This window comes from Novibacillus thermophilus (assembly GCF_002005165.1).
GTDB lineage: Bacteria > Bacillota > Bacilli > Thermoactinomycetales > Novibacillaceae > Novibacillus > Novibacillus thermophilus.
Genome location: NZ_CP019699.1, coordinates 2,404,962 through 2,430,676 on the forward strand (window position 1 = coordinate 2,404,962; position 25,715 = coordinate 2,430,676).

The 25,715-nt window shown below is 52.0% G+C and carries 22 protein-coding genes and 2 pseudogenes; 18 read left to right on the forward strand and 6 right to left on the reverse strand.

Annotated elements, in window-relative coordinates; genetic code table 11:
• Together B0W44_RS11745 and B0W44_RS11750 are read left to right on the forward strand one after the other, a co-directional pair.
• A complete protein-coding gene (locus B0W44_RS11745; protein WP_077720200.1) occupies positions 1–453 on the forward strand; it encodes a GreA/GreB family elongation factor in 453 nt (150 codons plus the stop codon).
• A gap of 101 nt (positions 454–554) precedes the next feature.
• Complete coding sequence (locus tag B0W44_RS11750; RefSeq protein WP_077720201.1) at positions 555–1,127, forward strand: lysophospholipid acyltransferase family protein; 573 nt, start codon at positions 555–557, stop codon at positions 1,125–1,127.
• A 74-nt stretch (positions 1,128–1,201) separates the two neighbouring features.
• On the opposite strand, the gene B0W44_RS11755 is transcribed toward B0W44_RS11750, so the two are convergent.
• On the reverse strand, positions 1,202–1,753 hold the full coding sequence (locus tag B0W44_RS11755; RefSeq protein WP_077720202.1) for a DJ-1/PfpI family protein: 552 nt from the start codon (positions 1,751–1,753) through the stop codon (positions 1,202–1,204).
• 134 nt (positions 1,754–1,887) lie between these two features.
• On the opposite strand from B0W44_RS11755, the gene B0W44_RS11760 reads away from it, so the two are divergent.
• The 3 genes from B0W44_RS11760 (at position 1,888) to B0W44_RS11770 (ending at position 4,357) form a co-directional block, all read left to right on the forward strand.
• The gene (locus B0W44_RS11760) at positions 1,888–2,277 is read left to right on the forward strand and encodes a hypothetical protein (RefSeq protein WP_077720203.1); all 390 of its coding nucleotides are present in this window, start codon (positions 1,888–1,890) and stop codon (positions 2,275–2,277) included.
• A gap of 108 nt (positions 2,278–2,385) precedes the next feature.
• Complete coding sequence (locus B0W44_RS11765; protein WP_077720204.1) at positions 2,386–3,354, forward strand: HRDC domain-containing protein; 969 nt, start codon at positions 2,386–2,388, stop codon at positions 3,352–3,354.
• A 31-nt stretch (positions 3,355–3,385) separates the two neighbouring features.
• A complete protein-coding gene (locus tag B0W44_RS11770; protein WP_169835552.1) occupies positions 3,386–4,357 on the forward strand; it encodes an N-acetylglucosamine kinase in 972 nt (323 codons plus the stop codon).
• A gap of 107 nt (positions 4,358–4,464) precedes the next feature.
• Here B0W44_RS11770 and B0W44_RS11775 read toward each other — a convergent pair whose 3' ends face one another.
• The 5 genes and pseudogenes from B0W44_RS11775 to B0W44_RS18605 form a co-directional block, all read right to left on the reverse strand.
• Positions 4,465–5,052 (reverse strand): CalY family protein, encoded by a 588-nt coding sequence (locus B0W44_RS11775; RefSeq protein WP_077720206.1) that lies wholly within the window; start codon positions 5,050–5,052, stop codon positions 4,465–4,467.
• Between the two features lie 62 nt (positions 5,053–5,114).
• Positions 5,115–5,681 (reverse strand): signal peptidase I SipW, encoded by a 567-nt coding sequence (gene sipW / locus B0W44_RS11780; protein ID WP_228441056.1) that lies wholly within the window; start codon positions 5,679–5,681, stop codon positions 5,115–5,117.
• A 40-nt stretch (positions 5,682–5,721) separates the two neighbouring features.
• Positions 5,722–6,207, reverse strand: coding sequence for a hypothetical protein (locus B0W44_RS11785; protein ID WP_077720208.1), 486 nt, complete (start codon positions 6,205–6,207; stop codon positions 5,722–5,724).
• A gap of 190 nt (positions 6,208–6,397) precedes the next feature.
• A complete protein-coding gene (locus B0W44_RS18600) occupies positions 6,398–8,197 on the reverse strand; it encodes a serine hydrolase domain-containing protein (RefSeq protein WP_418304097.1) in 1,800 nt (599 codons plus the stop codon).
• A gap of 60 nt (positions 8,198–8,257) precedes the next feature.
• Positions 8,258–9,088: pseudogene (locus B0W44_RS18605) on the reverse strand (endonuclease/exonuclease/phosphatase family protein); the annotation flags it as partial.
• A gap of 314 nt (positions 9,089–9,402) precedes the next feature.
• On the opposite strand from B0W44_RS18605, the gene B0W44_RS11795 reads away from it, so the two are divergent.
• The 13 genes and pseudogenes from B0W44_RS11795 to B0W44_RS11850 all read left to right on the forward strand — a co-directional run bounded on the left by B0W44_RS11795 (position 9,403) and on the right by B0W44_RS11850 (position 25,702).
• Positions 9,403–11,436 carry a glycoside hydrolase family 3 protein gene (locus tag B0W44_RS11795; protein ID WP_228441059.1) on the forward strand — a complete coding sequence of 678 codons (2,034 nt, stop codon included), beginning with the start codon at positions 9,403–9,405 and terminating at the stop codon, positions 11,434–11,436.
• Positions 11,437–11,518: 82 nt separating this feature from the next.
• A pseudogene (locus B0W44_RS11800) lies at positions 11,519–12,787 on the forward strand (exo-beta-N-acetylmuramidase NamZ family protein); the annotation flags it as partial.
• A gap of 9 nt (positions 12,788–12,796) precedes the next feature.
• Positions 12,797–13,051, forward strand: a complete 255-nt coding sequence (locus B0W44_RS19230; RefSeq protein WP_418304098.1) for an FIMAH domain-containing protein — start codon at positions 12,797–12,799, stop codon at positions 13,049–13,051.
• A gap of 189 nt (positions 13,052–13,240) precedes the next feature.
• Positions 13,241–15,781 (forward strand): glycoside hydrolase family 84 protein, encoded by a 2,541-nt coding sequence (locus B0W44_RS11805; RefSeq protein WP_169835553.1) that lies wholly within the window; start codon positions 13,241–13,243, stop codon positions 15,779–15,781.
• 132 nt (positions 15,782–15,913) lie between these two features.
• On the forward strand, positions 15,914–16,219 hold the full coding sequence (locus B0W44_RS11810) for a hypothetical protein (protein WP_077720213.1): 306 nt from the start codon (positions 15,914–15,916) through the stop codon (positions 16,217–16,219).
• A gap of 142 nt (positions 16,220–16,361) precedes the next feature.
• Positions 16,362–17,513, forward strand: coding sequence for a phosphodiester glycosidase family protein (locus B0W44_RS11815; RefSeq protein ID WP_077720214.1), 1,152 nt, complete (start codon positions 16,362–16,364; stop codon positions 17,511–17,513).
• Positions 17,514–17,929: 416 nt separating this feature from the next.
• Positions 17,930–18,655 carry a GntR family transcriptional regulator gene (locus B0W44_RS11820; protein WP_228441062.1) on the forward strand — a complete coding sequence of 242 codons (726 nt, stop codon included), beginning with the start codon at positions 17,930–17,932 and terminating at the stop codon, positions 18,653–18,655.
• Between the two features lie 126 nt (positions 18,656–18,781).
• Entirely contained in the window at positions 18,782–20,143 is a 1,362-nt protein-coding gene (locus B0W44_RS11825; RefSeq protein ID WP_077721369.1) for an ABC transporter substrate-binding protein, read from the forward strand.
• Positions 20,144–20,227: 84 nt separating this feature from the next.
• On the forward strand, positions 20,228–21,121 hold the full coding sequence (locus B0W44_RS11830) for a carbohydrate ABC transporter permease (RefSeq protein ID WP_077720215.1): 894 nt from the start codon (positions 20,228–20,230) through the stop codon (positions 21,119–21,121).
• Positions 21,122–21,172: 51 nt separating this feature from the next.
• Positions 21,173–22,027 carry a carbohydrate ABC transporter permease gene (locus B0W44_RS11835; RefSeq protein WP_077721370.1) on the forward strand — a complete coding sequence of 285 codons (855 nt, stop codon included), beginning with the start codon at positions 21,173–21,175 and terminating at the stop codon, positions 22,025–22,027.
• Positions 22,028–22,110: 83 nt separating this feature from the next.
• Entirely contained in the window at positions 22,111–23,040 is a 930-nt protein-coding gene (murQ, locus tag B0W44_RS11840; protein ID WP_077720216.1) for an N-acetylmuramic acid 6-phosphate etherase, read from the forward strand.
• Positions 23,037–24,599: a beta-N-acetylhexosaminidase gene (gene nagZ / locus B0W44_RS11845; protein ID WP_149027000.1), complete on the forward strand. Its 1,563-nt coding sequence runs from the start codon at positions 23,037–23,039 to the stop codon at positions 24,597–24,599. The genes murQ and nagZ overlap by 4 nt, the downstream gene beginning before the upstream one ends.
• A gap of 122 nt (positions 24,600–24,721) precedes the next feature.
• The gene (locus B0W44_RS11850) at positions 24,722–25,702 is read left to right on the forward strand and encodes a GNAT family N-acetyltransferase (RefSeq protein ID WP_077720218.1); all 981 of its coding nucleotides are present in this window, start codon (positions 24,722–24,724) and stop codon (positions 25,700–25,702) included.
• The last annotated feature ends 13 nt before the right edge of the window (positions 25,703–25,715 follow it).

Genomic DNA, 25,715 nt, shown 5'->3' on the forward strand with positions numbered 1-25,715 from the left:
ATGACGACTGTGAGCCTTGAGTCCGATGCGTTGCGAAAACGCTTAATTGAACAGCTGACGTTCTTTGATGAGAACAAAATGCAGTTGTTGGACACGTATTTTCCCCACGATCGCTTTGGCTACCAAGAGCGGGAAAGGTATCTTCATTTTTTGGACCGATACGTGAAAGCAGTGGAAACGATTGTGCAACAGCTGAATGAGGCGTCTGGTTCCGCCATTCCGAAAGTGCTGATCGGCTGTGAGGTGTTGCTGTTTTACGAGGAGTACGACGAAGAAGACACGCTCACGATATGCTTTCCGGAAAAAGCGGACCCCGATTCGGGAAAGGTGTCGTTTCTTTCCCCCATTGCGTCACAGATTTTACTCCGCTCAGTGGACGACACTGTACAGCTCAATACGCCGCAAGGAGATACAAGTGTCACCATCCGGGATATTCGCTTCGCCGACTGGTGACAGGACAGCCCTTGATTCCGTCCGATCAAGGGCTTTTGTATGGAAAAATGGTATAATAACTCTGAAGTGATCCCTGAGATTCGCTTTTGGGAGGAAAAACCGTGTTATACCGAATCGCGTACATCGTGCTGTATACTTGGCTACATATTCGATTTCGCATTCAGATTAAAGGTGTCGAGCACATTCCCGACGGCGGGTGTATTCTCGCCATGAACCATACGAGCAACTACGACCCGATCATCGTAGGGGCTCACACGCCGCGAAAGATGTACATCATGGCCAAAAAAGAGTTGTTTTCCAACCGGGTGTTCGATTACGTTTTGCGTCGGCTCGGCGGTTTTCCCGTCAATCGAGAGGGGGCCGACATCCGCTCGTTGCGCCATGCGCTAAAGCTGCTGGAAGAAGGGAAAATTTTTGCCATATTTATTGAGGGGACGCGATCGAAGACCGGCCAGTTGCAAGTGCCGAAAAAAGGGGTCGGCTTTATCGCCAGGAAAAGCCAAGCTCCCGTCATCCCGACGTACATATACGGGGTCAAACGGGGATGGTTTGCCAAGGCGGGTGTGACGTTCGGTCCGCCTGTCCGCGTTGAAGATGAAGAGGATTATGAGGCGATTGCCAATAAGATTGCAGATGCCATACAGGAGCTCGTTGAAGCGGAAAAGGCCGATTGAACCGTAGCAGTCAGTGGTGAAGTCCGACACAACGGGCCTTCACCACTTTTGAACTTCCGGGTTTCGCTCAGTTGTCACGGTTGAAGCAACGTGAGAAACTCGCGCATGAAGCCAGGCAAATCTGGCCAGGCATGTCCGGATACGAGGTTGCCCTCCACGTGGAGCGGCTGTTCCACGTAGGTGGCGCCCATTCGTTCTACCGACGGCTTGCAGGCAATGTAAGCTGTCATTTCACGTCCTGCCATGACATCTGGTACGACTTCCAGCACTTGCGAAGCGTGGCATATAGCTCCGACCGGCTTTTGGTTTTCAAAGAAGTGTCGGACGATGCCGGGGAGGTGTTCATTCAGACGAATGTACTCCGGTGCCCGACCACCTGGGATGATGAGCCCGTCGTAATCGGCCGGATTGACTTCCTCAAAGCTGATGTCTGATTCAATGAAGTATCCCTGTTTCTCTTCATAGGTGTCCCAACCGGTGAAATCGTGGACGACTGTTTGCAACTTTTTCTTTTCTGGCGAAGCGATGGTCACCTCTACGCCCGCTTCTTGCAAACGAAAGTAAGGATAGTAGATTTCCAACGCTTCGACAGCATCACCGGAGACGATCAACACGTGCTTGCTCATCACACACTCCTCCTACATGTACTTTACTTAAAATATACCTAAATTGAGGTTCGAAAACAAACAGTTGCCTGACAAGTTTGGCCATGTGGTAATATGTAATTAAAAAGTGTAAACGGTGGGAGCGTGAGGACAGCGTGGACAAAATTCACGTCCTACTCGTGCGTGAATGGGATCAGCAAATGGGCGGCAGCGGTTGTTGCGGGCGTATCGAAGGTGATTGGGCGAGAAAGGTGTTTTCAGAGAGGCGGGCACGAATGGAGCAAATGGGAGCCGTATACCGCGCCCTGTACGAAGCGTTTCCGAACCAAATAGAGGTGGAAGTCGTCGATCCGCGCAACTTGATTGCATACACAGCCGTCGTGTTGCGGGAACAAAACAAACGCGACATGAGCGTTTGGCAAAAAGTGAAGCAGTGGGTGCAAGGATTGAATCAAAGTGCCGTCTTTGTCAACGGAGAGCTGGTCTTTCGGAGAGAGGTGCCAACACCGGAGCAAGTCGTTTCTACCGTTGGAACGATGGCGTGACGGGCTGGTACATAAAAAATTTTAGAACTAACGAAATGGTCGCAAAACGACGAAATAATAGATATAAAGAACTGGGTCTAAAGACTCACAATATTGAGGGGATTGGAAATGGAGAAGCAGGTACGGGCAGCGGAAATGCTGTACCACTTGACAAAGCCCAATCAATTCGTGCAAATCGCGCTGTCTCGCGTAAACGAGCTGGAATATGAGATCAGGGTCGAGTATTCAAATTCGCGTGATTTTAGCGCTGTTGAAACAGGTGATGTGTTCACGCTGTCCGATTTGCACGAAGCGATGAACGTCTACCGTGACTGCTACGTCGCTTTGTTGCGCAAGGGGTATTGCTACTGGGGGCTCATTCCCCGGGACCGGAACGAATGGGAACGGACGGCGGAGAAAAACCGCCTGCTCTACTTTATTGAAGAATACTGTCACTTGAAAGCGTTGAAAGAGTTGAGAGAATGGCGGGACGAACAGGCAGACAAAGAAGGGGTACGACACAGCGCCGTTTTTTCTGACCGCAACTTGCGTACGTTGGCGACGTTCTTGCCCCAAAACAGGGAAGAGCTGATGAATTGCCCTGGGATTGGCGAAGCGAAACAGACGTTGTACGGAAGTGAACTGTTAACCATATGTAGACGGTACAAACGAAAGTTCAGCACACCGCTGCCGAGCATACTGCCAAAATACAAGTACAAAGACGGGGAGGAGGAGCGGTTTCGCCCCTTCCGCGTAAAGCGCATCCCCGCTAAAAATTCGAGTGCATTACGGGAGAAAGTGTTGCGCATTGGCGAGACCGGTCGCGATGTGCAAGAACTCTCTATTCTGTCCAAGATCGATGACCGGGAAACGCGGCGCCGCGTGGCCTCAGCGGCGAACAAACTGCGCAATCCAGAGGTGACGCGCTCGATTCGCCATTTGTTGTTCGATGAGGGGCCGCAAGTTCGTCAGTTTATGTTGCGTGCCATTATTTCTTCTGATTTACGGGAAGAAATGGCAGACGACGTGCGCCTGTTGCTTGAAATCGAACCTAAATCGTACAACCGCGCTTTGTGCAAGCGCATCCTTGCCCAGTAGCGGGCACACCAAAACGCCGTTGAATAAAAGGGTGAAGGACGTGACGACATTTATCGGGATTGACGGTGGAGGAACGAAGACGTCTGCTGTCGTCGCAAATGAGCGGGGGACGATTCTCGGAGAAGCGACAGCGGGGCCGAGCAACCCGAACGGAAGCGACATGGAGCGGATTGGCGACGTGTTCCGCTCGGTAAAGCGGCAATTGACGCCATACGTCGGACATTGGAAGCATGCAGTGGTGTTCGCGGGGATTGCCGGCGTCTCGCACCGGGACGTACACGACGCGTTACGGCGTTGTTTACAAAATGTGTTCAGCGATGTTCAAAAGCTTACACTGGATCACGACGGGATGAATGCACTGGCCTCTGTGACGTACGGTGAACCGGGGGTGATTCAAATTGCCGGTACCGGTTCGCTGACGTTCGGTGTGGGGAAACAGGGAACCCGTTGCCGTATCGGCGGCTGGGGTTATTTACTCGGCGACGAAGGAAGCGGGTTCGACTTGGGAAGGCGGGCGTTAATCCAGGTGATGAAAGCTTACGACGGCAGGGGGCGTCCCACCGTCTTGACGGATTTGGCCCTCAAAAAATGGGGACTCGAAAGTCCGGAAGATGTGATCCCGTACGTGTACCGTCACGATGTCAGACGGATTTTGGCGTCGTTCACGTATGAACTGTTTCAAGCGGCCGAAAACGATGACACCGTGGCTCGAAGCGTGATAGAAGAAGCGGCCGAAGAGTTGGCGCTCTCGATTCTCACCGCTCTTGAGTCACTCGATCTACTGGATGAACCGGTGCCCGTCGGCTTAATTGGAGGAGCGTTTCAACCTCTCCTCATTCGTGCCCTTGAGAAAAAGCTTTCCGGAACTGCTGTTCACCCGTCACGCCTTTTGCGTCCGCAAGTCAAACCGGTTGTCGGGGCACTGGCCTGGGCGTACAAAAGTGCAGGTATGGACCCGAAACTTTTGTTAGGGAAAAATGAAGATTGTAGAACTGCCTATTGATTGTGGACGCGAAAATGGAAAGGAGCCGTGCTCATTAGACGGGGCAGGTGCGTGAATTGAGCGCATAAAAAAGAGGCAGGTGCATCCTGCCTCACGGTCTACTTTCACTATTGCTCTTCACCAGCCGTTTGGGTAGCGGTAAACGTCCACGTCAGATTTAAGGAGTCTCCCTGAAACTGGTTTTGGTCTTCGCCATTGTCGAGGAAGTTAAACTTGACGACGAGGTCGTCACTCGTGCCTGCCGGCAACCCTTGTTCTTCGAGAATCGGATCAAATATGTGCTTATTGACGGCTTCCGGCGTCATGTCCTTCAGTTCAGCCAACGTCGTCTCATATACGACTTCATCAAGTTTGTCGGCGTTGTACAAAAATTCGACTTGGATGTGTTCGCCGAAGTCTTCCGTGTTGTCGCCTTCGGCATCTTCAACGGTGTAGTCTGTCTCTAAATACACCTTGTCAATGTCGAGGGAGCCGTTGTTTTGCAGTTCAAAATCGCGAATGAACGAATCTCCCGGCTTCATATTATCGATGGCGATGATTTCCGTCGGTTCGACCGACAAGTCCAGTGTGCCAGCTGCGAACGTGTTGTTCGTCTGCTCGCTGTCACTGAAGTAGGCGAACGTCCCTCCTCCGATTAACCCTAAACCGACGACAGCGGACATAATCCCCATGCCCAGTCGCTTCTTAACCTCCATGTGTTGTCCTCCTTGTTTTTATTGTGTATTGTGAACTTCTCAAATACTTGAGAAGTTACAACCTACTCCACGTGGGCGGTCGATTCTTTTTCTTTCATGTCGATCAACCGCAGTGCGCGCCAAACGGTAGCCATTCCGTAAATCAAGAGCATGACGCCCGGTACAATTAACAACAAAACAGCACCTTGTTTTGAACTGGCGAAATTCATCACATACCCGAGGTACGGAATCGTGAAGCCCGTATACTCCCCGACGACGTTCTCAGCCAGGACGGGTTCTGGATCGACTGTGTCGTTGTTATCCCCTTTGGTGACGTACTGCTGGCCACCGTTTTTCACGTCCACAATTCTGTGGGTGATGAGAGTACCATCCTTCGTTTGAAAAGTGATGACATCGCCTTCCTGGAAACGGGTCATATCGCCCCCCGGTTTGATGGAGATGACGGAACCAGTCTGTATGTCAGGTTCCATCGAGCCGGACAGCACCGTTTTCAGTTGGTAGCCGAAAATGTCTGGTTCACCGCCGGAGGCTCTGGCAGAGATGACGGCGACCAGCGTGACGATGAACAGTGAAAAGAGGAGAACGGTTATTACATTGCCGATAATGTTAAACGTTTTTTTCCAGAACACGAGTGAACATCTCCTTAAATGCCGCCGAATGAACCCGCTTTCAGTCGAGGTGTCGATCTTCGGTTTGTCCGAATGGCTCATCTTCGGGGTTTGTGACGTAGGCTTGATCCGGTTCTGCTTCAGGACTAGTTGCTCTATCTACAGTGTCATTTTCCCCTTGACTTTCACTATTTTCTAATGCACCGTCTCCGGCATCTATCGTGTCTCCTTTATCTTGACGATCTTGACCGCTCTCTTGACTCTTTCTGTCTTCAGTTGCTGAGCCTACCTCTTGCTCAGCAGTCTCTTTTTCTCCTCGTTTTTCTTCAGTGTCTTCTACGGGTTGGCCATTTTGTTCATCGTTCCACGCGTGAGAAGCTGAAACGGTTCCTTCCACAGTAACCGTGTCGTGGAACGACGCTTGCGTCGGTGTCACGAGTTGGAGAGAGAGACCAAACAACCCGTACAGAAGTGCGAGCGTCACGAGCAACTGAAAGGAAGGACTTGTCCCATTGTGAGACGAACGTCTTAAGCGGGTCTTTTTCATGGACTTCGCTCCTTCTGTCATCACTTGAAAGGATAGTACCGATTCAAGTTTACTCACCATTAAAACTAAAGGATAGATTATTATTTGTCTATACATCGTTTGGACTATCTTTTTAATAGTTTGGTAATTTTATACAACTTTTTGACTACGGTGTTAGACGTGGGTCACTGTTTTTTTGCGTCATGTCCTTTCAACGGCTGCGCTCTTTCCAATGGTCACTTTCCCATTCCGGTTCTACGATGTCCCCGTTTGGCAACACGAGGCGGGGGTTGTGCACATACCAGCCTCGTCCGTTTCCAGAGCTGTCTGTCGTGTATTTAAAGCGGATATACTTTGAACCTCGGGGAACGGACCAAGACATCTCGGTCCACCCATCACTGCTTCCTGTTACGGTTTCCCCGATTTTTGTCCACTCGCGTCCATCTGCTGATACTTCCACAGTCCCGACGTCGTACTCGTTCTCTATCAAGTACCACGTGTCAATAGACAGGCTCGCATCTTGTTCAAGTTCGACAGAGGCGGTCAGGGCGGCTTCAAGATCGTGGCCGTAGCCGGAGAACCAGGCTGTTTTCCCTTTCGGGATCGCAACCGGAATGGAGTCTGCCGCAAGTCGCGCGATTTGGCGGCGAATGCCGTTTGTCGAGACGGTGTCCCGCGTTGGATGAACCCGGTTAGTCAACAGAATGGCGATCGTGTCGTTTGTCGGGCTCACGACGATGGAAGTCCCGGTGTAGCCGGTATGGCCAAGGGTATTCTGTTCTGACAAGGCGTCCATATACCAGATTTGGTTCAGTTCCCAGCCGAGGCCGTGATCATTGCCAGGGAATTGTGGCAGCTGATTTTCTTCCAGCAGTTCGACCGTTTCAGGTTCGAGAATGCGTTTCCCATCGTACTCACCGTCTTGGAGCAGCATGTGGGCGAAAACAGCTAGGTCTCGGGCAGTGGAAAAGACGCCGGCATGTCCAGCGACGCCGTCAAGCGCCCAGGCGTTTTCGTCATGCACTTCGCCCCACACGAGTCCCCTGTCTGTCCAAGGCTGGTATTCCGTAGCGGCAATGCGTTGGCGCAAGGATACGGGAGGATTGTACATCGTATCGTTCATTCCTAGAGGGTCTGTTATCACGTCTTTCACGAACGCGTCGAGCCGTTGTCCAGAAAGGCGTTCAACGAGGACGCCCAGTGCAATCAAGTTTAAGTCGCTGTACGTGTAAGTCGTCCCGGGCTCGTGATCCAGAGGGTATGTGAGCGCGATGTTCAGCCTGTCTTCTCGGTTTTCACCCATTTGATACAACGGAATCCACGCCCTGAAACCGGAGGTGTGGGTCATCAGTTGGCGAATGGTAACGTCGGATTTACCGTTTTGGGCAAACTCCGGGATGTATTTGGCCACGGGGTCGTCTAGGGCGAACTTCCCTTGTTCGTACAACTTCATGGCAGCAGTTGTCGTAAACAGTTTACTGATAGAGGCAAGGTCGAAGATCGTATCTTCCCTCATCGGGAGCGGGTCGTCCATTTCAGAGAAGGTGTCGTCCTCATATTGGGCGGCGTAACCGTATGCGTCGTGTTTGACGATAACTCCTTTACGCGCAATCAGGGTGACGGCTCCGGGCATGACGCGTTCCGCAATGGCCCTTTCAATGGCTCCATCGATATCATTCAGCGGTCGAGGGTCCATTCCGGCACTTTTCGGGCTGCCTGTTTTCAATGCGGGGGAGGAGGGACCCGGTTCTCCCCACGGAAAGTACGAATACCGTTTCAGCATGGCGTCTGCCTCAACCTTCAAGGCTTGAAAAGCTTTTTCGGATATGTGTTCACCGTCTCGATGGTGCTCGAGCAGCTGTGTGAAACTTTCCACATGTTTGATCACTTTGTCCGTTATCCCTTTTTCTTCGTAGCGCTTGACAGCCGTCAGGTGGACCTTTAACGAGCGGGCCACACTGTCACGGGCAAAAGCGCCCTCTGTTTCGAACCGCTCCACGAGTTTGTGCATTGCGGCCGCACTGACCGGGCTTAAGGATACTGTCGATGTGACGAGGAGATGGTCAGAAGCGGGGGACGGGAGAACGGCAGCCGATTGGACGTCTATTCCTGGAGAAGCCAAGATGTAGTCAATGCGACGGTCGGGGGAGTCGGCGGGAAATGTGTAACCGTCACCCGTGCCCGCTGCAGCCCACGCGTCTGTGAACTTCTCAAACAGCGGTTCCAGTTCGCCGGCGTCAGGTCTTGCGTTCATATCGCCGACTAATACGGTGTTGTTGCTGATCGACATGACGCGCTGCATGTCCTCCACTTGCATTTCCCGGACAGTTGGGTCGCTGCGGTAATCGAGATGTGTGACGTAAAACCACACCGGCGTTCCGTTTACGTCGATGAGCGCTTCCAGAAAACCGGGAGAGGGTTTCGGTTCGGGTTCAGGGTCCTGTGTGGACAATCGCGTAATCTCGTGGTTGACGCCCTTCACAATCGGAAACTTGCTTAAGACGGCCACGCCAAATTGTCGCCGCGGCTGATCCGGTTGGGCGGGGTCCATGTCGTAAATGGGGGCAAAGTACGCCTCCATGTCTAACATTTCGGCGAGGAGGCTCACTTCGTCGACAAAATCGCTGCGGCTGCCCCAGTGGACGTCGACTTCCTGCAACCCGACAATGTCAGCTCCCGATGCTTTGATCGCCGTTGCCGTCCGCTCTAAGTCAAACTGTCCGTCTGCGCCTGTCCCTGCGGCGATGTTGTACGTGGCGACTTTTAGCTGTTGCTGTGTGTCAGAACGGGCTAGGGCAGGGGGGACGATTGTGAAAGAGAGGAACACGCACAGTGCCGTTAAGGTACAGACAATTTGCGTCAAGCCAAACTTTTGGGTGCTACTCACGTTTCTTCCCTCCATCGTGAATGGTTTATCTGTCTTTATATTAAAACTATACAATATTAATGTGACAGTCTAGATGACTTTCGGATGAATTGAGTCGACAAGGCATTGCGCTCTAAAAGGGACGCAGCGACAAGGTTTCCTTTAATAGCGTGAGCGAGATAGGAAAACAAACATATTAAATTATTTTGAAATATAGTTCAAAAGTGGTATAGACGATTGTAACTCTATCGTTTAAGTTTAGGATGATTACAGCAATTTGAATGACAAAGGGGGCAGATGGTGACCGCTTGTTTGCGAGACGTTGAGTTTATGAGAACGGGGGGATTCTTTTGAAGTCTCAGTGGTGGCATACTGTTGTAATCTTGACGCTAGTAGGGGTTTTGATGTTACCGGTGGGCAGTTTCGCTGAAACAAACGATGCTCAAGAAAGACGAGTGGACGAACGTGACATCTCGGACATCGTGGATCGCATGACGTTGGAAGAAAAAGTCGGCCAGCTGTTCGTCATCCACGTGTACGGGAAAACGCCGACAGATCCGGACTACGAAGATACGAATTTGAGAAATAACCGCGGGGCCAAAAACTTCAAAGAAGCGATTGAGAAATATCATATCGGTGGTGTCATTTATTTTAATTGGACCGACAACATTGGAACGCCCCTTGACGCAGCACAGGTGAATGCGCTCTCAAACGGAATTCAGGAAATTGCGATGGACCAGCGCGTCCCGGTTCCCCTCTTCATTGCCACTGACCAGGAAGGTGGCATTGTCGCCAGAGTGACCGAACCTGCCACAGTATTTCCCGGCAATATGGCCCTCGGCGCGACGCGTTCAACGGAATACGCCCAGCAGACAGCCGAAATCATGGGAACAGAACTGAAGAGTCTCGGCATTAACATGAATTTCGCACCGACCGTCGACGTTAACGTCAATCCGGCTAATCCCGTCATCGGGGTCCGCTCGTTTTCGGAAGATCCGGAATTAGTGTCGGATTTAGGCGTCGCACAAGTTCTCGGATACCAGTCACAAGGGGTGATGGCCACGGCGAAACACTTCCCGGGGCACGGTGATACCGATGTCGATTCCCACTACGGGCTGCCGATTATTGAACACGACTTGGAGACGTTACACGAAGTGGATCTGAAACCGTTTAAGGCAGCGATCGACCACGGAATCGATGCCATCATGACGGCGCACATTGTCGTCCCGGCCCTTGACGATTCCGGTTTGCCTGCCACGCTCTCAAAGCCGATCTTGACCGATCTCCTCCGCGATGAGCTAGGGTTCGACGGCCTGATTGTGACAGACAGTCTGGGAATGTCCGGCGCCAACGTCGTCCCGCCGGAACGAGTGCCGGTGGAAGCTCTTAAAGCGGGTGCCGACGTGCTGTTAAATCCGCCAGATGTCGACCTGGCTTACCACGCTGTGTTGGATGCTGTACAAAGCGGAGAAATTAGTACGGAACGACTGGATCAATCAGTGTACCGCATATTGGCAGCCAAAGTGAAACGCGGCTTGTTTGACAACCCTTACGCCGATCCCGAAGCAGTTGACAGTATCGGCAGTGAAGAGCATTTGCAGGTGGCAGAAGACATGACTGACAAGAGTATCACGTTGGTGAAAAACGATTACGACCTGTTGCCCCTCGACGGTGAATGGACATGGCTGGTCACTGGACCCAGCAGCGGGAAACCGACCACCCTTTCCAACCTTTTAAGCGACAAAGGGTTGGAAACTGAAAGCTACGAAACGAGTGCGAGTCCCACCGCTGCTGAAATTGATACCGCCGTGTCTTTGGCGGAAAACGCCGACGCTGTCGTTGTGACGACGTATACCGCCAATGCGAACACAGCTCAACAACAACTCGTACAAGCCCTCTTACAAACTGACAAGCCGGTCATCGTCGCCGCGATGCGCAACCCGTATGACGTTGCGGTATTTCCCGAGGTTGACGGCTACGTCACCACATACGGAGACCGGGACATTTCCGTGCGAGCGTTGGCAAGGGTGTTCACGGGCGAGGTGAATCCAGAAGGACAGCTGCCGGTCACCGTTCCGGAGCAGTATGATTTCGGTCACGGCATCGGCTATGAGGACATCTCCCTCAGTGCTGAGCGCATCAAGGCGTACGTCGGGCAGTTGGAGGATGGAGGAGAGATAGACCAACCTGCCGTTCGCGCCTTACAGGTGCATTTGACGGCTGTAAACCGTTACGAAGACAGACAGTTGAAAGACAAAGTGGTGAAACATCTGGAAGGATTTAAGTTGCTCCTGGACCGTCAGCACGAAAGTGGAGCGATTGGTGAAAAGGGGCATCACATTTTGAAACTTAAAACAGACTCTTTGATCAAAAAGTGGGAGTAGTGTCCAAAAGAGGAGCAAGACCGTGTCTTGCCCCTCCTTTTGACCGTACCGTTTCCGAATCTTTTATTGGAGGAGATGAATCTTGAAGAAGTGGTCGTTCGTCACGTTGGCCATCGTGCTCTTGTTTTCCTCGCTTTCTGCGACGGTTTCCAGTCAAGGTGGCGGTGATGCTAACAAAGAAGTGGCGCAAAAAGCGGAGCCGTTTCAGCTAGGGGTCGAAGTGTTGCTCCAGGAACAGCTGGATGAAATTCGCGGCAAAAATGTCGGTTTGATTACAAATCCGACCGGGGTCGATCAAAACTTGAACAGCATCGTCGATCTGTTACACAACCACCCGGACGTGAACCTCGTCGCCTTGTACGGCCCTGAACACGGGGTGCGGGGAGACGCCCAGGCTGGGGAATACGTGGAATTTTACATCGATGAAAAAACTGGGCTCCCCGTGTACAGTCTGTACGGCGAAACGCGCAAGCCGACACCGGACATGCTGGAAGACGTCGACGTCTTGCTGTTTGACATTCAGGACGTGGGCACCCGCTTTTACACGTACATTTACACAATGGCGTACGCGATGGAAGCGGCGGCAGAAAACGATATTGAGTTCATCGTCCTCGACCGTCCCAACCCGCTGGGCGGCACGAAAGTGCAAGGTCCGGTACTGGAACCGGATTACGCATCGTTCGTCGGACTGTACCCGATACCGTTGCGCCACGGCATGACTGTCGGAGAGTTGGCCCTGTTGTTCAACGAAGAGTTTGAGATCGGGGCAGACCTGAACGTCGTGGAAATGAACGGATGGAAACGTTCCATGTACTACGACGATACGCCGCTCCACTGGGTACTTCCTTCTCCCAACATGCCGACGCTGGATACGGCCCTTGTCTATCCAGGGGCGGCCTTGATCGAAGGCACGAATGTCTCTGAAGGAAGGGGGACGACGAAACCGTTTGAACTCATCGGGGCGCCCTTCATAGACGGAACAGATCTGGCCGAACAGTTAAATGCGTTAGAGCTTCCCGGCGTCACGTTCCGAGCCGCTTACTTCACACCGATGTTCTCCAAACACAGCGGTGAACTGTCCGGCGGCGTTCAAATACACATCGACGACGTGAAGACTTTCGACCCGGTTGAGACAGGTTTAGCCGTCGTCAAAACGATTCACGACATGTACCCGGATGACTTCCAGTTTCGGGCTGAAAACGAGGCGGGGATTTCATTTTTTGACAACCTGATTGGAAACGGCTGGATTCGAGAAGAAATAAGCAAGGGGACGTCCGTTGCCGAGATGAAAGAACGCTGGCAAGAAGACTTGCGAGACTTCAAACAGATCCGGAGGAACTACCTGCTTTACACCGTCAGTGTGACAGACTTGAAAACGCTCGTAGACGACTACGCTGAACGCGGGGAGATCGCAAACGACCGTGCGGTCCACTCGTTACAAGTGCATTTAACGGCCGTTGAACGTTTCGAAGGGCAAGCGTTGGCGGATAAAGTGGTCAAACACATGACGTCTTTCATCCAGCTTTTGGATTACCAGAAGGAACAGGGATTCATGTCTGAACAGGCGCACGCTGCACTGAAGGGAGAAGCCGAGGCGTTGATGGGGCAGTGGTAATGGAGTGACGTCATGCGTTTTCAAGTCCCCTTGTGGCAAGAGGGTTGTGTGCCGCGAGGGGACTGCATTGCGTACGCCTCCTGACGCTAAGTGGCTTTTCGTCATATTTTCGGCAAAGAAGGTGGTTGCATGCTACAAAAAAAGGGTCGTTTCCAGACATGTTGCGTGCTGTGCTTAACTGTCCTTTTGTTGTTACCGGCAGGTCTGAACGGTGAAAAAGTGGCGAACGCCCAAGGAGCCGAAGCTATTGTCATCAACCCGACGCCGCAGAGCCTCACCGTCAGGGGAGAAGGCTTTCCCCTTCCCCCTGTCGTCGGCCTGGTAGTAGGTGACGGGACCGACGACGCCGCCGTTCGCGAAGTGGAAGATGCGTTAAAAGCGGCGGACGTCAAACGGATCGAACGGCGGAACGCCGGTGAAGACGCCCCTGACACTCCGGTGACCATTTGGGTCGGGGGCCCGTCTGAAAATGCGGCCTCAGCCGACGTCCTGGAAAGCTTGAACGCCGAAGGGCCAGGTGAACTGGGAGATGAAGGCTATGTTCTCGTCTCAGATGTCGACCCGAAGGGAGACAGACAGATTGTCCTCGCCGGCAGCGATCCGGCGGGCACCTTTTACGCCACCCAAACCTTCCGTCAATTGATAGCGGAGCGCCCGGGGCGTGACCGAGTTCCGGCAGTTGAAATTCGCGACTGGCCGGACATGCCCGTACGGGGAGCCATTGAAGGCTTTTACGGGCCGCCGTGGTCGCACGAAGACCGGTTGAGCCAGCTGGAATTTTACGGAGAGCACAAGATGAACGCCTACATTTACGCCCCGAAAGACGACCCGTACCATCGGGAGAAGTGGCGCGAACCGTATCCGGCAGACGCGTTGGCGGAAATACAGGAGTTGGTGGACAAAGCGAGGAACGAACACGTCACGTTCACATTTGCCATCTCGCCGGGGAACACCATCTGTTTCTCAGACGATGAAGACTTTCGCCTGTTAGTAGAAAAAGCGCAAGCGGTGTGGGATCTAGGGGTACGCTCCTTCGCTATCTTCCTCGACGACATCAACCCGAACTTGCGCTGCGAGCAGGACATCGAGAAGTTCGGCGAAGACCGGAATCCGCCGGCTTCAGCCCAGGCTTACCTGCTCAATCGGTTTAACCGCGAATTTATTGCGACACACGAAGGGGCAGAGCGGCTGATCACCGTGCCGACGGAGTACTCGCAACCTGGAACATCTCCGTACCGCGAAGAATTTGCAGACCGGGTGGACCCGGACGTGATCGTCCAGTGGACGGGGATCGGGGTCGTGGCGCCTACGATCACGACTGAAGACGCGGACACGATTCACGACATCTTCCAGCACGACTTGCTCATTTGGGACAACTACCCAGTGAACGATTACGACCGCAACAGGCTGTTCCTTCACCCGATCGTCGGACGGGACGCCCATTTAACAGAACACGGCGTCATCGGTCTGACCGCCAACCCGATGAACGAGGCGGAAGCGTCCAAAATCCCGCTGTACACGATTGCGGACTACGTGTGGAATTCGGCCGCGTACGATCCGGACACGTCGTGGGACAGAAGTATTGAGTACTTTGGCGGGGAGGCAGCAGACGCGTTAAGGACATTTGCGGAGCAATCCTACTCTTCCCAGTTGAATGAGACGGAATCCCCTACACTGTCCCGCTTGATTCACGCGTTCTGGGAAGGTTACGAAGCGGAAGATTTTGACGCACAGGCGCAGGAGTTGCTGGAAGCATTTGAACGCGTTCGGAATGCGCCGGCAGAACTAAGAAGCGAGTTGAAAAACGAAAAGTTTCTGGAGGAAGTCTCTCCCTATCTCGACAAAACGGAACTTTACGGTCAAGCCGGAATGGCGGCGGTTAAAATGTTGAAGTTCCAGCAAGAAGAGAGAGACGAGGCAGCATGGGAACAGAGAATGACTGTACAACAATTGTCCGCGGAAGCAGGTAACATTCCGCAAAAGGTCGCAGAAAATGTAATAGAACCGTTCTTACAGCAAGCGCTTGAGAAACACGACGAATGGATCGGAATCACGCTGCCTTGGACTGTCAACTTAGCGGCTCACAAACCGGTCAAAGCCTCTTCCGTCGAGGTCGATGACTTCCCGCCGGAATTAGCCGTTGACGCGGATGATTCAACGCGCTGGTCTTCAGGCCTTACCGACGACGAATGGATTTACGTCGACCTTTTGCAACAGTACCCAATCAACAAAGTGGTGTTGAAATGGGAGACGGCGTATGCCACCGGGTATAAGATCCAGGTTTCAAACGATGCAGAACATTGGAAAGATGTGTATGTGACAGACGACGGCAAAGGTGGAGAGGAAGTCGTCTATTTCTCGACAGAAAACGCGAGATATGTACGCATGCTGGGAACGAAGCGGGCCACGAATTGGGGCTTTTCACTGTATGAATTTGAAGTGTATCCACCAGTCCGCGCTGCTGATGTGAAGAGGCTTCTCGTTGAGCGTTTCGAAGCAGAAGGCGATTTGCAGGAGGAAGCTGCCCGTACCTTAAAGGTTCATTTGTCTACGGTGGAGCACTTCGAAAAGCAGGGGGCAGCCGAGAAAGTGATAAAACACGCAACAGGGTTGAAATCTCTGTTGGACTATGAGCGAGAACGTGAGCGAATATCTGCAAAGGCCCATTACTTTCTTAAAATCTCAGCAGATGCACTGATTCAGAAGTGGCAGCAGCCTTTAAACCGTTGAGCCCTAGCAGCAGCCATTTGCATGTCTGAAGACGTAATCTGTCCATCCCTTGTGGCAGGCCATGTCCTGTCACGAGGGATCGGATGAAGTTGAATGAGAGGGATGGTGCGGTCATTGAAGGAGAGGAGAAGCGTGTTTAAAAAAAGCACTGTGTTGGGCTTGGCAGTGATGCTTGCACTCAGTTACTTCGGCTTGACGAGTGTTGCCGAGGGAAGTCCCGAATCTCAGCCCCGACTGACAGCGAAGCCGCACGTGACAGAAACGACGACACTTCCAAACCTCTCGTTAGGGAAGAGACATTTACCTGAGATAAGGAAATCTACCCATGTGACAACTGGCGTCACGCACACTGAGATTGTGAGGGGTACGAATCGCACAAAGCGTTTTACACCGTGGAAATGGGATTTTTTGATACAGGAAGGGAAGCCCGTAAGTTGAGGAAAGCATTGAGAAAGAGTGGATATAAAGCGAAAGTGCTTCCTGTTCGGGATCGAGGATTTAAAGATACCGATGTTCGTGAGAAGTTCATAGGCTATGCCGTCCAAGTGGGGAATACCCCAGTGAGAGAGCAGCAAATGCCATGGCCGAGAAAATCCGCAACAGCGGATTTGTCGTTTCGAGGGTCGTGTATTCGGAGTACGACGGGACGCGGAAGAGCACGGGGCCGTGGCGAGTGCACGTGTTAGAAATAGACCCAGATCAGTTTAGCGGCCGTTTACAGCTCGGCATTGCCCGCGATCAAATAGAGGGCAACGAACCCCTTTCGACAATGGCGGTCCGACATCGGGCTTTAGCGGCTGTGAACGGCGGTTATTTTGTGATGAGCAGCCGAGACGGTACGCCTGGCGACCTTGCCGGCATCTCGGTTCTCGATGGAAAGTTAATTAGCGAATCAGTCGGTGAAAGGACGAGCCTCATTCTGGAAGGAAACCGGGCGTCCATCGCCGAGGTGGGAACGATGTTAACGTTGGAAGGTGAAAACGGCAATTCGCGTGTCGTCGATGGGATTAACCGCAGCCCAGGGCTCATTCGAAGTTGTGGCGGCGTCGATGACGTTCCTTCCGAACTGCCGATGCACGATATGACGTGTACAGACGACGATGAGATCATTCAGTTCAATGCTGCTTACGGGGACAAGACTCCACCTGGGGACGGGTATGAGATTGTTTTAGATGGGGAAGGAGTTGTGACGCGTACGAATGAAGGGCGGGGAAGCGATATTCCCGAATTCGGCACCGTTCTGTCCGCAACGGGAGATGCGGCCGACTGGTTAAGGCAGAATACGGCAGTCGGCGAACGCGTCATTCTCACCCACGATCTGTATGTAGACGGTGAGCTAACGCCGATTTCTCCAGGACTGAATATCGTAAATGGCGGGCCAAGACTGCTGGAAAACGGACAAAAGACGATCCTCGCCGAAACGGAAGGGTTTTCCTGGAGTCCTGAATTTTATTACAACTTTGGCCTTTATCGCCATCCGAGAACCCTTGCAGGAATAAAAGAAAATGGAAACATTCTCTTTGTCACCGTTGATGGACGGAACCCCGGTTCAAGCATTGGTGTCAGCTTCCATGAAAGTGCAGCGCTTCTACAAGACCTTGGAGCAGTCGAGGCGATGAACCTCGATGGCGGGGGCTCTACCACAATGGTTGTCGGGGATGAGGTGGTGAACACCCCATCAGGGTCAACGGAGCGAGCGATTGCTGACGGCATTTTCATACTCGACCGCTGAGTGGTTTTGTACTGACGTGAAGGCGCTGCTCATTTGAGTCAAAGGAGACATTGCCGCTGATGATGCAGCCCCCGCCTCGGCACTCTATCTAGCGACTCTGAGTCTGGAACTGTCGGTCTTAACACACGCGGAAAGTTTTCAAAATTGGCGAGACCGAGAAAGTGAAGGGTTCGATAACCGAAAAGGAGGATCATAACGCGTATTTTATCCTAGGGCGGCATTGAAGAATAGAGTGTGTCGTACACGGTTGTTCCCTGTGGTAAAATGTGTTCGCCACAGGGAATAACAGTTTTAGATTTTAAAAAAAATATCTGATCTTGCAGGTATTTTGCGATCTTTGTCGAATAACATACATATATATACAGATGTCTATACAAATTAACCACTTCTCGAAATCTATGAAAGTTGGAGATGACATGAAGTTTGTGCTCAACAAAAATACACCAATCCCGTTGTATTACCAGTTAAAGCAGTGGATCATCGAGCAAATCGAACGCGGTGACTTAAAACCGGGAGACGTGATTCCGTCAGAGCGCGAATTGAGTGAGGAATTCGAAATCAGCCGCATGACGGTGCGGCAAGCGCTGACAGAACTGGTCAACGAAGGGAAACTCGTGCGAGAGAGGGGAAAGGGCACATTTGTCGCCGAGCCGAAAATCAGTCAAGACCTATTTCGGCTGACGAGCTTCAGCGAAGACATGAAGAGTCGCGGAATGACACCGGGGGCGTCCGTCATCGACGTCACAGTGAACACCGCCTCCTCCGTCTTGCAAAAACACTTAAACGTCGACGCCGAGGATAAAGTGTTGATCATTAAACGTTTGCGGATGGCGGACGACAAACCGATGGCCCTCGAAACCGCCCACTTTCCGCTCTCAAAGTTTCCCGGTCTGGATGAACAAGACTTTAACAATATGTCCATCTATCAATACATTGAGTCGCACTACAACACTGCCATCTCTTCGGCGTCCCAGTCGATTGAGGTCGGGTTGGCGAACGAGACCGAGGCGAAGTTGTTAGATATCAGTCCGAACTCTCCAATCCTCCTGATAGAACGCATGACGTACGATGGCCATCGACAGCCTATCGAGTATGTGACGTCCGTTTACCGGGGGACCGCTACAAACTGTATGTGGAATTAAAGAGATAACCCGTGGAGGGGGTGATGCTCAAACTGAGAGGCGAAGTCAGTGAGGACGGACGATTACTTAGTTGGGTCATTTGTCTAATAAGTAAATAAGTAAAGAGGGGGAAACAGAGTGCTTCTAATCAAAAACAGATGGATCGTTTCAGCAGCGATCCTGGTCTTGTTGTTGGGGCTTTTGGCAGGCTGTGCTTCCGGCACCGAAGAAACGGGTACAGATGCAGAGGAAACCGAGGGAAACAGTGAATCGGATGAATCGGCGACAGAGGGAAGCGGTGAAATCTCTGGCGAACTGGAAATCCAGTACTTTGTCGGAGGGTACGGTGATGCCTGGTGGAAAGAAGTCATCGCCGATTTCCAAGATGCCTATCCCGATGTAGAAATTGTCGAACATGCGGGTCCCAACATTAATGAAGAAATGAGAACGCGCTGGATCTCTAACGATCCGCCAGACGTCGTTTACATTGACGGAGCTGGTTCGAGCGAGACGCAAATGGTCGAAGACGGACAGTTGATGGATCTGACGGAATGGGCGGAAGGCTTGACGCTGGAGGACGGTTCGTCGTTACTGGAGAGCTTCATCGTTGAACCGAACCGACACGACGGAAAGTTGTACACGCTGCCGCTCGTGTTTGACACGTGGGGAATTTGGTACGATGCCGCACTGTTTGAAGATAAGGGATATGAAGTGCCGACCGACTTCGAAAGCTGGATGCAGTCGATGGCCGAGATTAAAGATCAAGAAGGAATCGCGCCCTTTACGACGACAGGGCAGCATCCGTATTACTTCTTGAGAGGGGTGCTCTATCCGGCCTTTGCTTCTGTCGGAGGGGACGAACTGTTGGCTGATCTCGTAACCGGAGCGGAAGGAGCGTGGACGAGCGACCCTGTTCTGGAAATTATGGAAAAAGTGGAACGTATGCAGAAAGAAGGAATGATTGACGAAGGGTTTGCCGCCATCAATCACACACAGTCGCAAATGAACTTCTTGCTCGGGAAGAACGCATTTATCCCTGTCGGATTCTGGCTGCCTAACGAAATGGCGAACGACAAACCGGAAGATTTTGTGTACGGCTTCATTCCGTCACCGATGCAAGATCCAGGTGAACCGTATCGCATCGTCCCGGATTTGCGTCCCTTGGCCATAGCGGAACAGGCGGAAAACCCGGAAGCGGCCAAGGCGTTTGTCGAGTTTGCCTTTAACCGCGACTATGCCGTGCGCTTTTCTGAGTTGACCGGTGCGATGATCAATTTGACGGAAGTGGATCTGTCTTCCAACGACAACGTACCAGAGTACCTCAAAACGGCAAATGAGTTGATCAACGATCCAGAGAAAGTCCAGATCAACCGACTGCCGCACCCGATGAGCGCCGATTTGGAAACGCCGATCAGTGACGCGTTAGTCGCGTTAATGACTGGGAACATCGACGCAGAGGAGTTTACGAAAAGGGCTGAGGAAGCGGCCGCCAATTACAGAAATCAATAAAGAAAAGGGCAGGGGTATGGTGGACATCTCACCATACCCTGACCTTTAGAACACATTCTGGTCTGGTCAAGAAAGGGGAATGACATGGTACAACCGAAAAGCCAGCGCATTGCGTTTATTCTGTTTTGTATTCTCCCGACTCTGATATTATTCGTTTTGTTTACGGTGTATCCCATGGTGAACGGACTTTATTTGTCTTTTTTTGAGTGGTCGGGGGCTTCTGCGGACAAAGCATTCGTCGGGTTGAAAAATTACGTGAAACTGTTAAACGACCCGATCATTCCACGGACGATCTGGCACGACTACTTCCTCGTGTTGACAAAAGTGGTCGGCATCATGGTGTTAGCGACGTTTTTTGCCGTCGCTTTAACCCAATTGCGGATAAAGGAATCGCCCTTTTACCGGGTCATCTTCTTTTTTCCTAACATTATGTCAGTCGTCGTCATCGGCATTTTGTGGTCGTTCATCTACAACCCCGACCTGGGGATTGTCAACTCGGGATTGAGGGCCATCGGTTTGGAAGAGTGGGCGCGCCCGTGGTTAGGAGACGAGACGTGGGCACTGCCCAGCTTGGTGTTACCTGCCGTGTGGGCGGGCATCGGCTTGTTCATGCTGATGATGATGGGTGGCATTTTGAACGTTCCGAAGACGCTGTACGAAGTGGCCAAGATAGACGGCGCGAGCGAGTGGCAGCAGTTTTGGCGCGTGACCGTTCCTCTCATCTGGCCCCAGATCAAAAACTCCATTCTTTACATCGTCATTACGACGTTAAACGGTTCTTTCATCCTCGTCCAAGTGATGACACAAGGCGGTCCGAACAACGCCACGCAAGTGATGGGGTCGTATTTGTATCAACAAGCGTTTAAGCAGTACAACTTCGGGTACGGGGCGACGATCGGGGTCATGATCTTGATCCTGTCCTTGGTTACGGTGCTTGTCTTACAATTTTTTCTGCGCAGAGAGCGCGTTCAGTATTGAGGGGGTGGGCATGTGAGAACTCAGTTGGACAAAGTGGAGACGAACAGACAGATGAAGCCCAAACCTGCCCGGCGTCTCGGCGAAGTGGCGGCGAGGGCCGGCATTCGCATTCCGCTAATTGTCTGGTCGATCGTCGTGCTGTATCCGCTGTTTTGGATGGTGATGGGGGCGTTTAAATCAAATGCAGAAATTTTTGCTTCTCCCTGGGCCCTCCCGGAAGTGTTTAACTATCAAAACTTTATCCAGGCGTGGACCGATTACAACATCGGAACAAGCTTTTTCAACAGTTTGATCGTCACTGTGTTCGGAGCGCTGTTAACGTTGCTGTTGGCCGTGCCCACCTCCTATGCCCTGGAAAGAGTCCGGTTTAGAGGCAGTACGTTTCTGTACAATGTGTACCTTGCGGCGATGATGATCCCGATGGTGCTCGGCTGGATTCCGCTCTTTTTCCTGCTCATGAACTTTAACTTGCTCAACAGCTTGATCGGCTTGATCCTCGTCTACGCCGTAAGTCAAGTACCGTTCAGCGTGTTCATTTTGACTGGCTTTATGGGAACCATTCCGTCCGAATTGGAAGAATCGGCGGCCATTGACGGGCTGTCCCCTTTCGGGACACTGTGGCGCATCGTCACCCCGCTCACGGCATCGGGAATTATTACGGTGACGATTATGAACGCCATTACGTTTTGGAACGAGTACTTTATGGCGCTCATTTTCCTCCAATCCCAAGAAAAATACACACTCGGCTTGGCCATGGACTACATCAACTCTGAGGTTCAGTACACGAACGCGTGGGGAACGCTGTTTGCAGGGCTCACGATTTCAATTATTCCGGTCATCATCGCGTACGCTGTCTTTCAACGGCACATTAATAAAGGGATGACGGAAGGCGCCGTAAAAGGATAAAGCGAGGCACTATACGCGTTCCGTGATGGTGCCGCCAAAGCGGCACGGGAATCAAAAATCGGTAGAGATTGGGAGAGATGGTGATGGATCGTACATTGAGGACATTGACCACAGAGCAAATAAACCCGCATACCCTCCACATTGATACGATGGACAGTGAGTCCATCGTGCGCCTCATGAACGAAGAAGAGGCAGTTGTCATCCAAGCGGTGAAAGAAGCGATACCAGACATTGCTAAAGCAGTGGACCTGATCGTGCAACAATTTAAAAAAGGCGGCCGCCTCATTTACCTAGGAGCGGGGACGAGCGGTCGCCTCGGTATGTTGGACGCTTCCGAATGCCCGCCGACGTTTGGCGTGCCGCCGGAAAAGGTGCAGTTTGTGCTGGCTGGCGGCTCAGAAGCGTTTTTGAAAGGCATTGAAGATGCCGAGGACGACGAAGGGGCGGCCAAACGCGATTTGACTGCCTTGAACCCAGATGAAAATGACTGTTTGGTCGCGATCAGTGCCAGCGGACGGACGCCGTACTGCGTGAGTGCGCTGCAAATTGCGCAGGAGTTAAACGTTCCCACCGTCACGATTTCCTGTAACAAGCCGGCTGAAATGAGCCGGTATGCGGACGTTCCCATCGAAGTCGTCTGTGGGCCGGAAGTGCTCGTCGGTTCCACGCGGCTAAAAGCTGGGACGGCGCAAAAAATGGTCTTAAATATGCTCAGCACCGCGAGCATGATTCGCCTAGGCAAAGCCTACCGAAATTTGATGGTCGATATGGTTCCGATTAATTCCAAATTGAGAGAACGTGCCAAGCGCATGGTCATGGAAGCGACAGAAGTATCTTATGCAACTGCCGAGAAAGCGCTGCTCGAAGCCAACTGGAATGTGAAAGCGGCGATCGTGATGGTGTTAGCCGACGTTCCGGCGGCAAAAGCTGAACAGTTGCTGGAAGAAGCAAGTGGGTTTGTTCGAAAAGCGGTGGCAATGGCTGAAACAGATGGAGGGGAGGGAGACTTGTGAGCGTGAGCCAAATGTCCCTGCGGCAGAAAATCGGACAGTTAATGATGATAGGTTTTCATGGCACGAGACTTTCGGAAAAAGTGCAGCGCATGATTGTAGAAGACTGCGTCGGCGGGATCATACTCTTCGGGAGAAACATCGGTACACCGGAAGAAGTGTTGCGACTGACAAGCGATTTGCAGACTTGTGCCAAAACGGCCGGGCACCCGTTTCCCCTTTTGATTTCCATCGACCAGGAAAACGGGGTTGTGCGGCGACTCGGGAAGGGAACCACTCTTTTTCCAGGCAACCGGTTGCTCGGAGCAGTCGACGATGAAAAGGTGACGCGGCACATCGCCAGGGCGACAGCTGAAGAGCTGAAGGGATTGGGCATCAATATGAACTTGGCGCCCGTTCTCGATGTGAACAACAATCCGCAAAACCCGGTAATTGGCGTGCGCTCCTTCGGCGAATCGGTGGACGGGGTGATCCGGCACGGATTGGCTTTTATAGAGGGCCATCAAGCGGTAGGTGTCGTCACAACGGCTAAACACTTCCCAGGCCACGGGGATACGGATGTCGATTCACACCTCGATTTGCCGACGGTTCCCCACGGTCTCAAACGCTTGGAAACAGTGGAACTCCGTCCGTTCCAAGAGGCAATTGACGCCGGGGTATGTTGTGTGATGATCGCGCATGTCTTTTTTCCTGCATTTGAGGCCGAAGACAAAGTGCCTGCAACGTTATCCCATTCAGTCGTAACCGGTTTGTTGCGTGAAAAAATGGGGTTTAACGGGGTTGTGACGACAGATTGCCTGGAGATGGACGCTGTGTCGAAGACGATCGGGACCGTTGAAGGCGCTTTGCGGGCCCTTAAAGCGGGCGTCGACGTTCTCATGATTTCCCACTCCCATGACCTGCAAGAGAAAGCGATGGAACGGATCGCCCAGGCTGTGGAATCAGGAGAACTGGAAGAAGAAGTCATCGACCGGTCTGTTCGCCGTATCCTGCTCTTAAAAGAGCGGTACCTGTCCTGGCATAGCGTTTCTGCGGCAGGCAAGGGCGTTCCAGATGCGGTCGGCGCTTCAAGACACCGCGAGCTAGCTAAACGCGCGTACGCGCGCGGGGTGACGTTGCTAAAAGACGACGGCATTTTGCCGCTGAGCCGTGATACGGACTGCAAGATTCTCGTTGTCGCCGTGTCCGGTAAAAACGTTTCAACACCTGTCGAAGACCCTCGTTACGCCGATTATCGTCTCGCGGACGCTGTGCGCCGTTACCGTCCAGGCGCCAGAGATATACGAGTCGGCATGGAACCGACGAAAGACGAGATGAAGAATGTGGAACGACACATGCAGTCGGCGGATGTCGTCGTTTTCGGTACGGTGAACGCCCATCTCCACCGGCAGCAGGCAGAGCTCGTGAATCGCTTGTCGTCGTTTGGAAAACCTGTCGTTGTCGTCGCGATGCGGGACCCGTACGACTTAACAGTTATCCCAAACGTTTCGGCTTATGTTGCGGCTTATGAGTATACGCTGCACGCATTAAACGCGGCCGTTGATATCGTCTTTGGAAAGTAGGGTCTGAAGGGAAGTTGCCGGATGAGTGAGAATAAAATAGGGACGCGTAGCATAGTATCTAGTAGGATGTCTAGAACTTATTTGGTCTAGACATATAATCCATTTACTGAAGGAGAACGGCAATGGAATGTATTCCCTTTTCCTTAGATCGTCTGAACGATGTGTGCCAGCTTTGGAATAGGGAGCTGGGACACGATTTTCCGATGAGGTGCGAGTTGTTTAAACAAAATACCATTTTAGACAAGACTCTATTTCGAAACGGCTCGTGGATAACCGTTGACAGAGAAAACAAGGTAACGGGAGTTATCATTTCAAAAATGTGGCATGAGGGGGATTTAAATGTCGATTTTGGAAGAGGGACGGGATGGATTCAAGTCCTGGTCGTAGACTCGAATTACAGGAATTCAGGAGTGGGCACAACGTTGTTAAGGAAAGCTGAAAACGCTTTTAAACAAAAGGAGATTTCCAAAATCGTTCTTGGAAAAGACCCGTGGCATTTCTTTCCTGGCATTCCTGACGAGTATGGTTCTGTAAAAAAGTGGTTTGAACGTCGCGGCTACGCCTATATCCATCGCGTTTACGACATGTATCGCCATTACAGTGTGGGAGAACCTTGCCGTTTATCCCGCCGACGAGGTGTTAGATTTTTTCTCATGGGAAAAAGCGACAAAGGGAAGTTACTCGCTTTTTTGAACAAATGCTTTCCAGGGAGATGGGAGTATGAAGCTATCCAATACTTTGAACGCGGCGGAACAGGGCGGGAATACGTCATCTTTGAAATAAATGGCGAGATCAAAGGTTTTTGCAGAATCAACGATTCAAGATCGCCGTTCATTGCACCCAACACTTATTGGGCCCCACTTTTTGACAGCGAGCTCGGCGGCATCGGTCCACTCGGGGTAGATCCTGAATTGAGGGGTAGGGGGTACGGAACGGGGTTAGTACAAGCTGGAATCTATTTTCTTAGAAAGCGGGGAATCCAACATGTTGTCATCGATTGGACAGATTTGAGGGAATTTTACGGAAAGCTGGGATACAGAGTGTGGAAGAGTTACGGACAATACGAGAAGGATCTTTTGACGACCGATGAAACAGTTCATTGAGGAGGAGAGTGCA

What these genes read in the sequence shown, in the direction of transcription:
- B0W44_RS11835 (WP_077721370.1), top strand. Translation starts at nt 21,173, where the DNA reads ATGAAGCCCAAACCTGCCCGGCGTCTCGGCGAAGTGGCGGCGAGGGCC.
- B0W44_RS11815 (WP_077720214.1), top strand. Translation starts at nt 16,362, where the DNA reads ATGGCCGAGAAAATCCGCAACAGCGGATTTGTCGTTTCGAGGGTCGTG.
- B0W44_RS11775 (WP_077720206.1), bottom strand. Translation starts at nt 5,052, where the DNA reads ATGGAGGTTAAGAAGCGACTGGGCATGGGGATTATGTCCGCTGTCGTC.
- murQ (WP_077720216.1), top strand. Translation starts at nt 22,111, where the DNA reads ATGGATCGTACATTGAGGACATTGACCACAGAGCAAATAAACCCGCAT.
- B0W44_RS11745 (WP_077720200.1), top strand. Translation starts at nt 1, where the DNA reads ATGACGACTGTGAGCCTTGAGTCCGATGCGTTGCGAAAACGCTTAATT.
- B0W44_RS11765 (WP_077720204.1), top strand. Translation starts at nt 2,386, where the DNA reads ATGGAGAAGCAGGTACGGGCAGCGGAAATGCTGTACCACTTGACAAAG.
- B0W44_RS18600 (WP_418304097.1), bottom strand. Translation starts at nt 8,197, where the DNA reads ATGCACAAACTCGTGGAGCGGTTCGAAACAGAGGGCGCTTTTGCCCGT.
- B0W44_RS11785 (WP_077720208.1), bottom strand. Translation starts at nt 6,207, where the DNA reads ATGAAAAAGACCCGCTTAAGACGTTCGTCTCACAATGGGACAAGTCCT.
- B0W44_RS11755 (WP_077720202.1), bottom strand. Translation starts at nt 1,753, where the DNA reads ATGAGCAAGCACGTGTTGATCGTCTCCGGTGATGCTGTCGAAGCGTTG.
- B0W44_RS11850 (WP_077720218.1), top strand. Translation starts at nt 24,722, where the DNA reads ATGGAATGTATTCCCTTTTCCTTAGATCGTCTGAACGATGTGTGCCAG.
- B0W44_RS11830 (WP_077720215.1), top strand. Translation starts at nt 20,228, where the DNA reads ATGGTACAACCGAAAAGCCAGCGCATTGCGTTTATTCTGTTTTGTATT.
- B0W44_RS11820 (WP_228441062.1), top strand. Translation starts at nt 17,930, where the DNA reads ATGAAGTTTGTGCTCAACAAAAATACACCAATCCCGTTGTATTACCAG.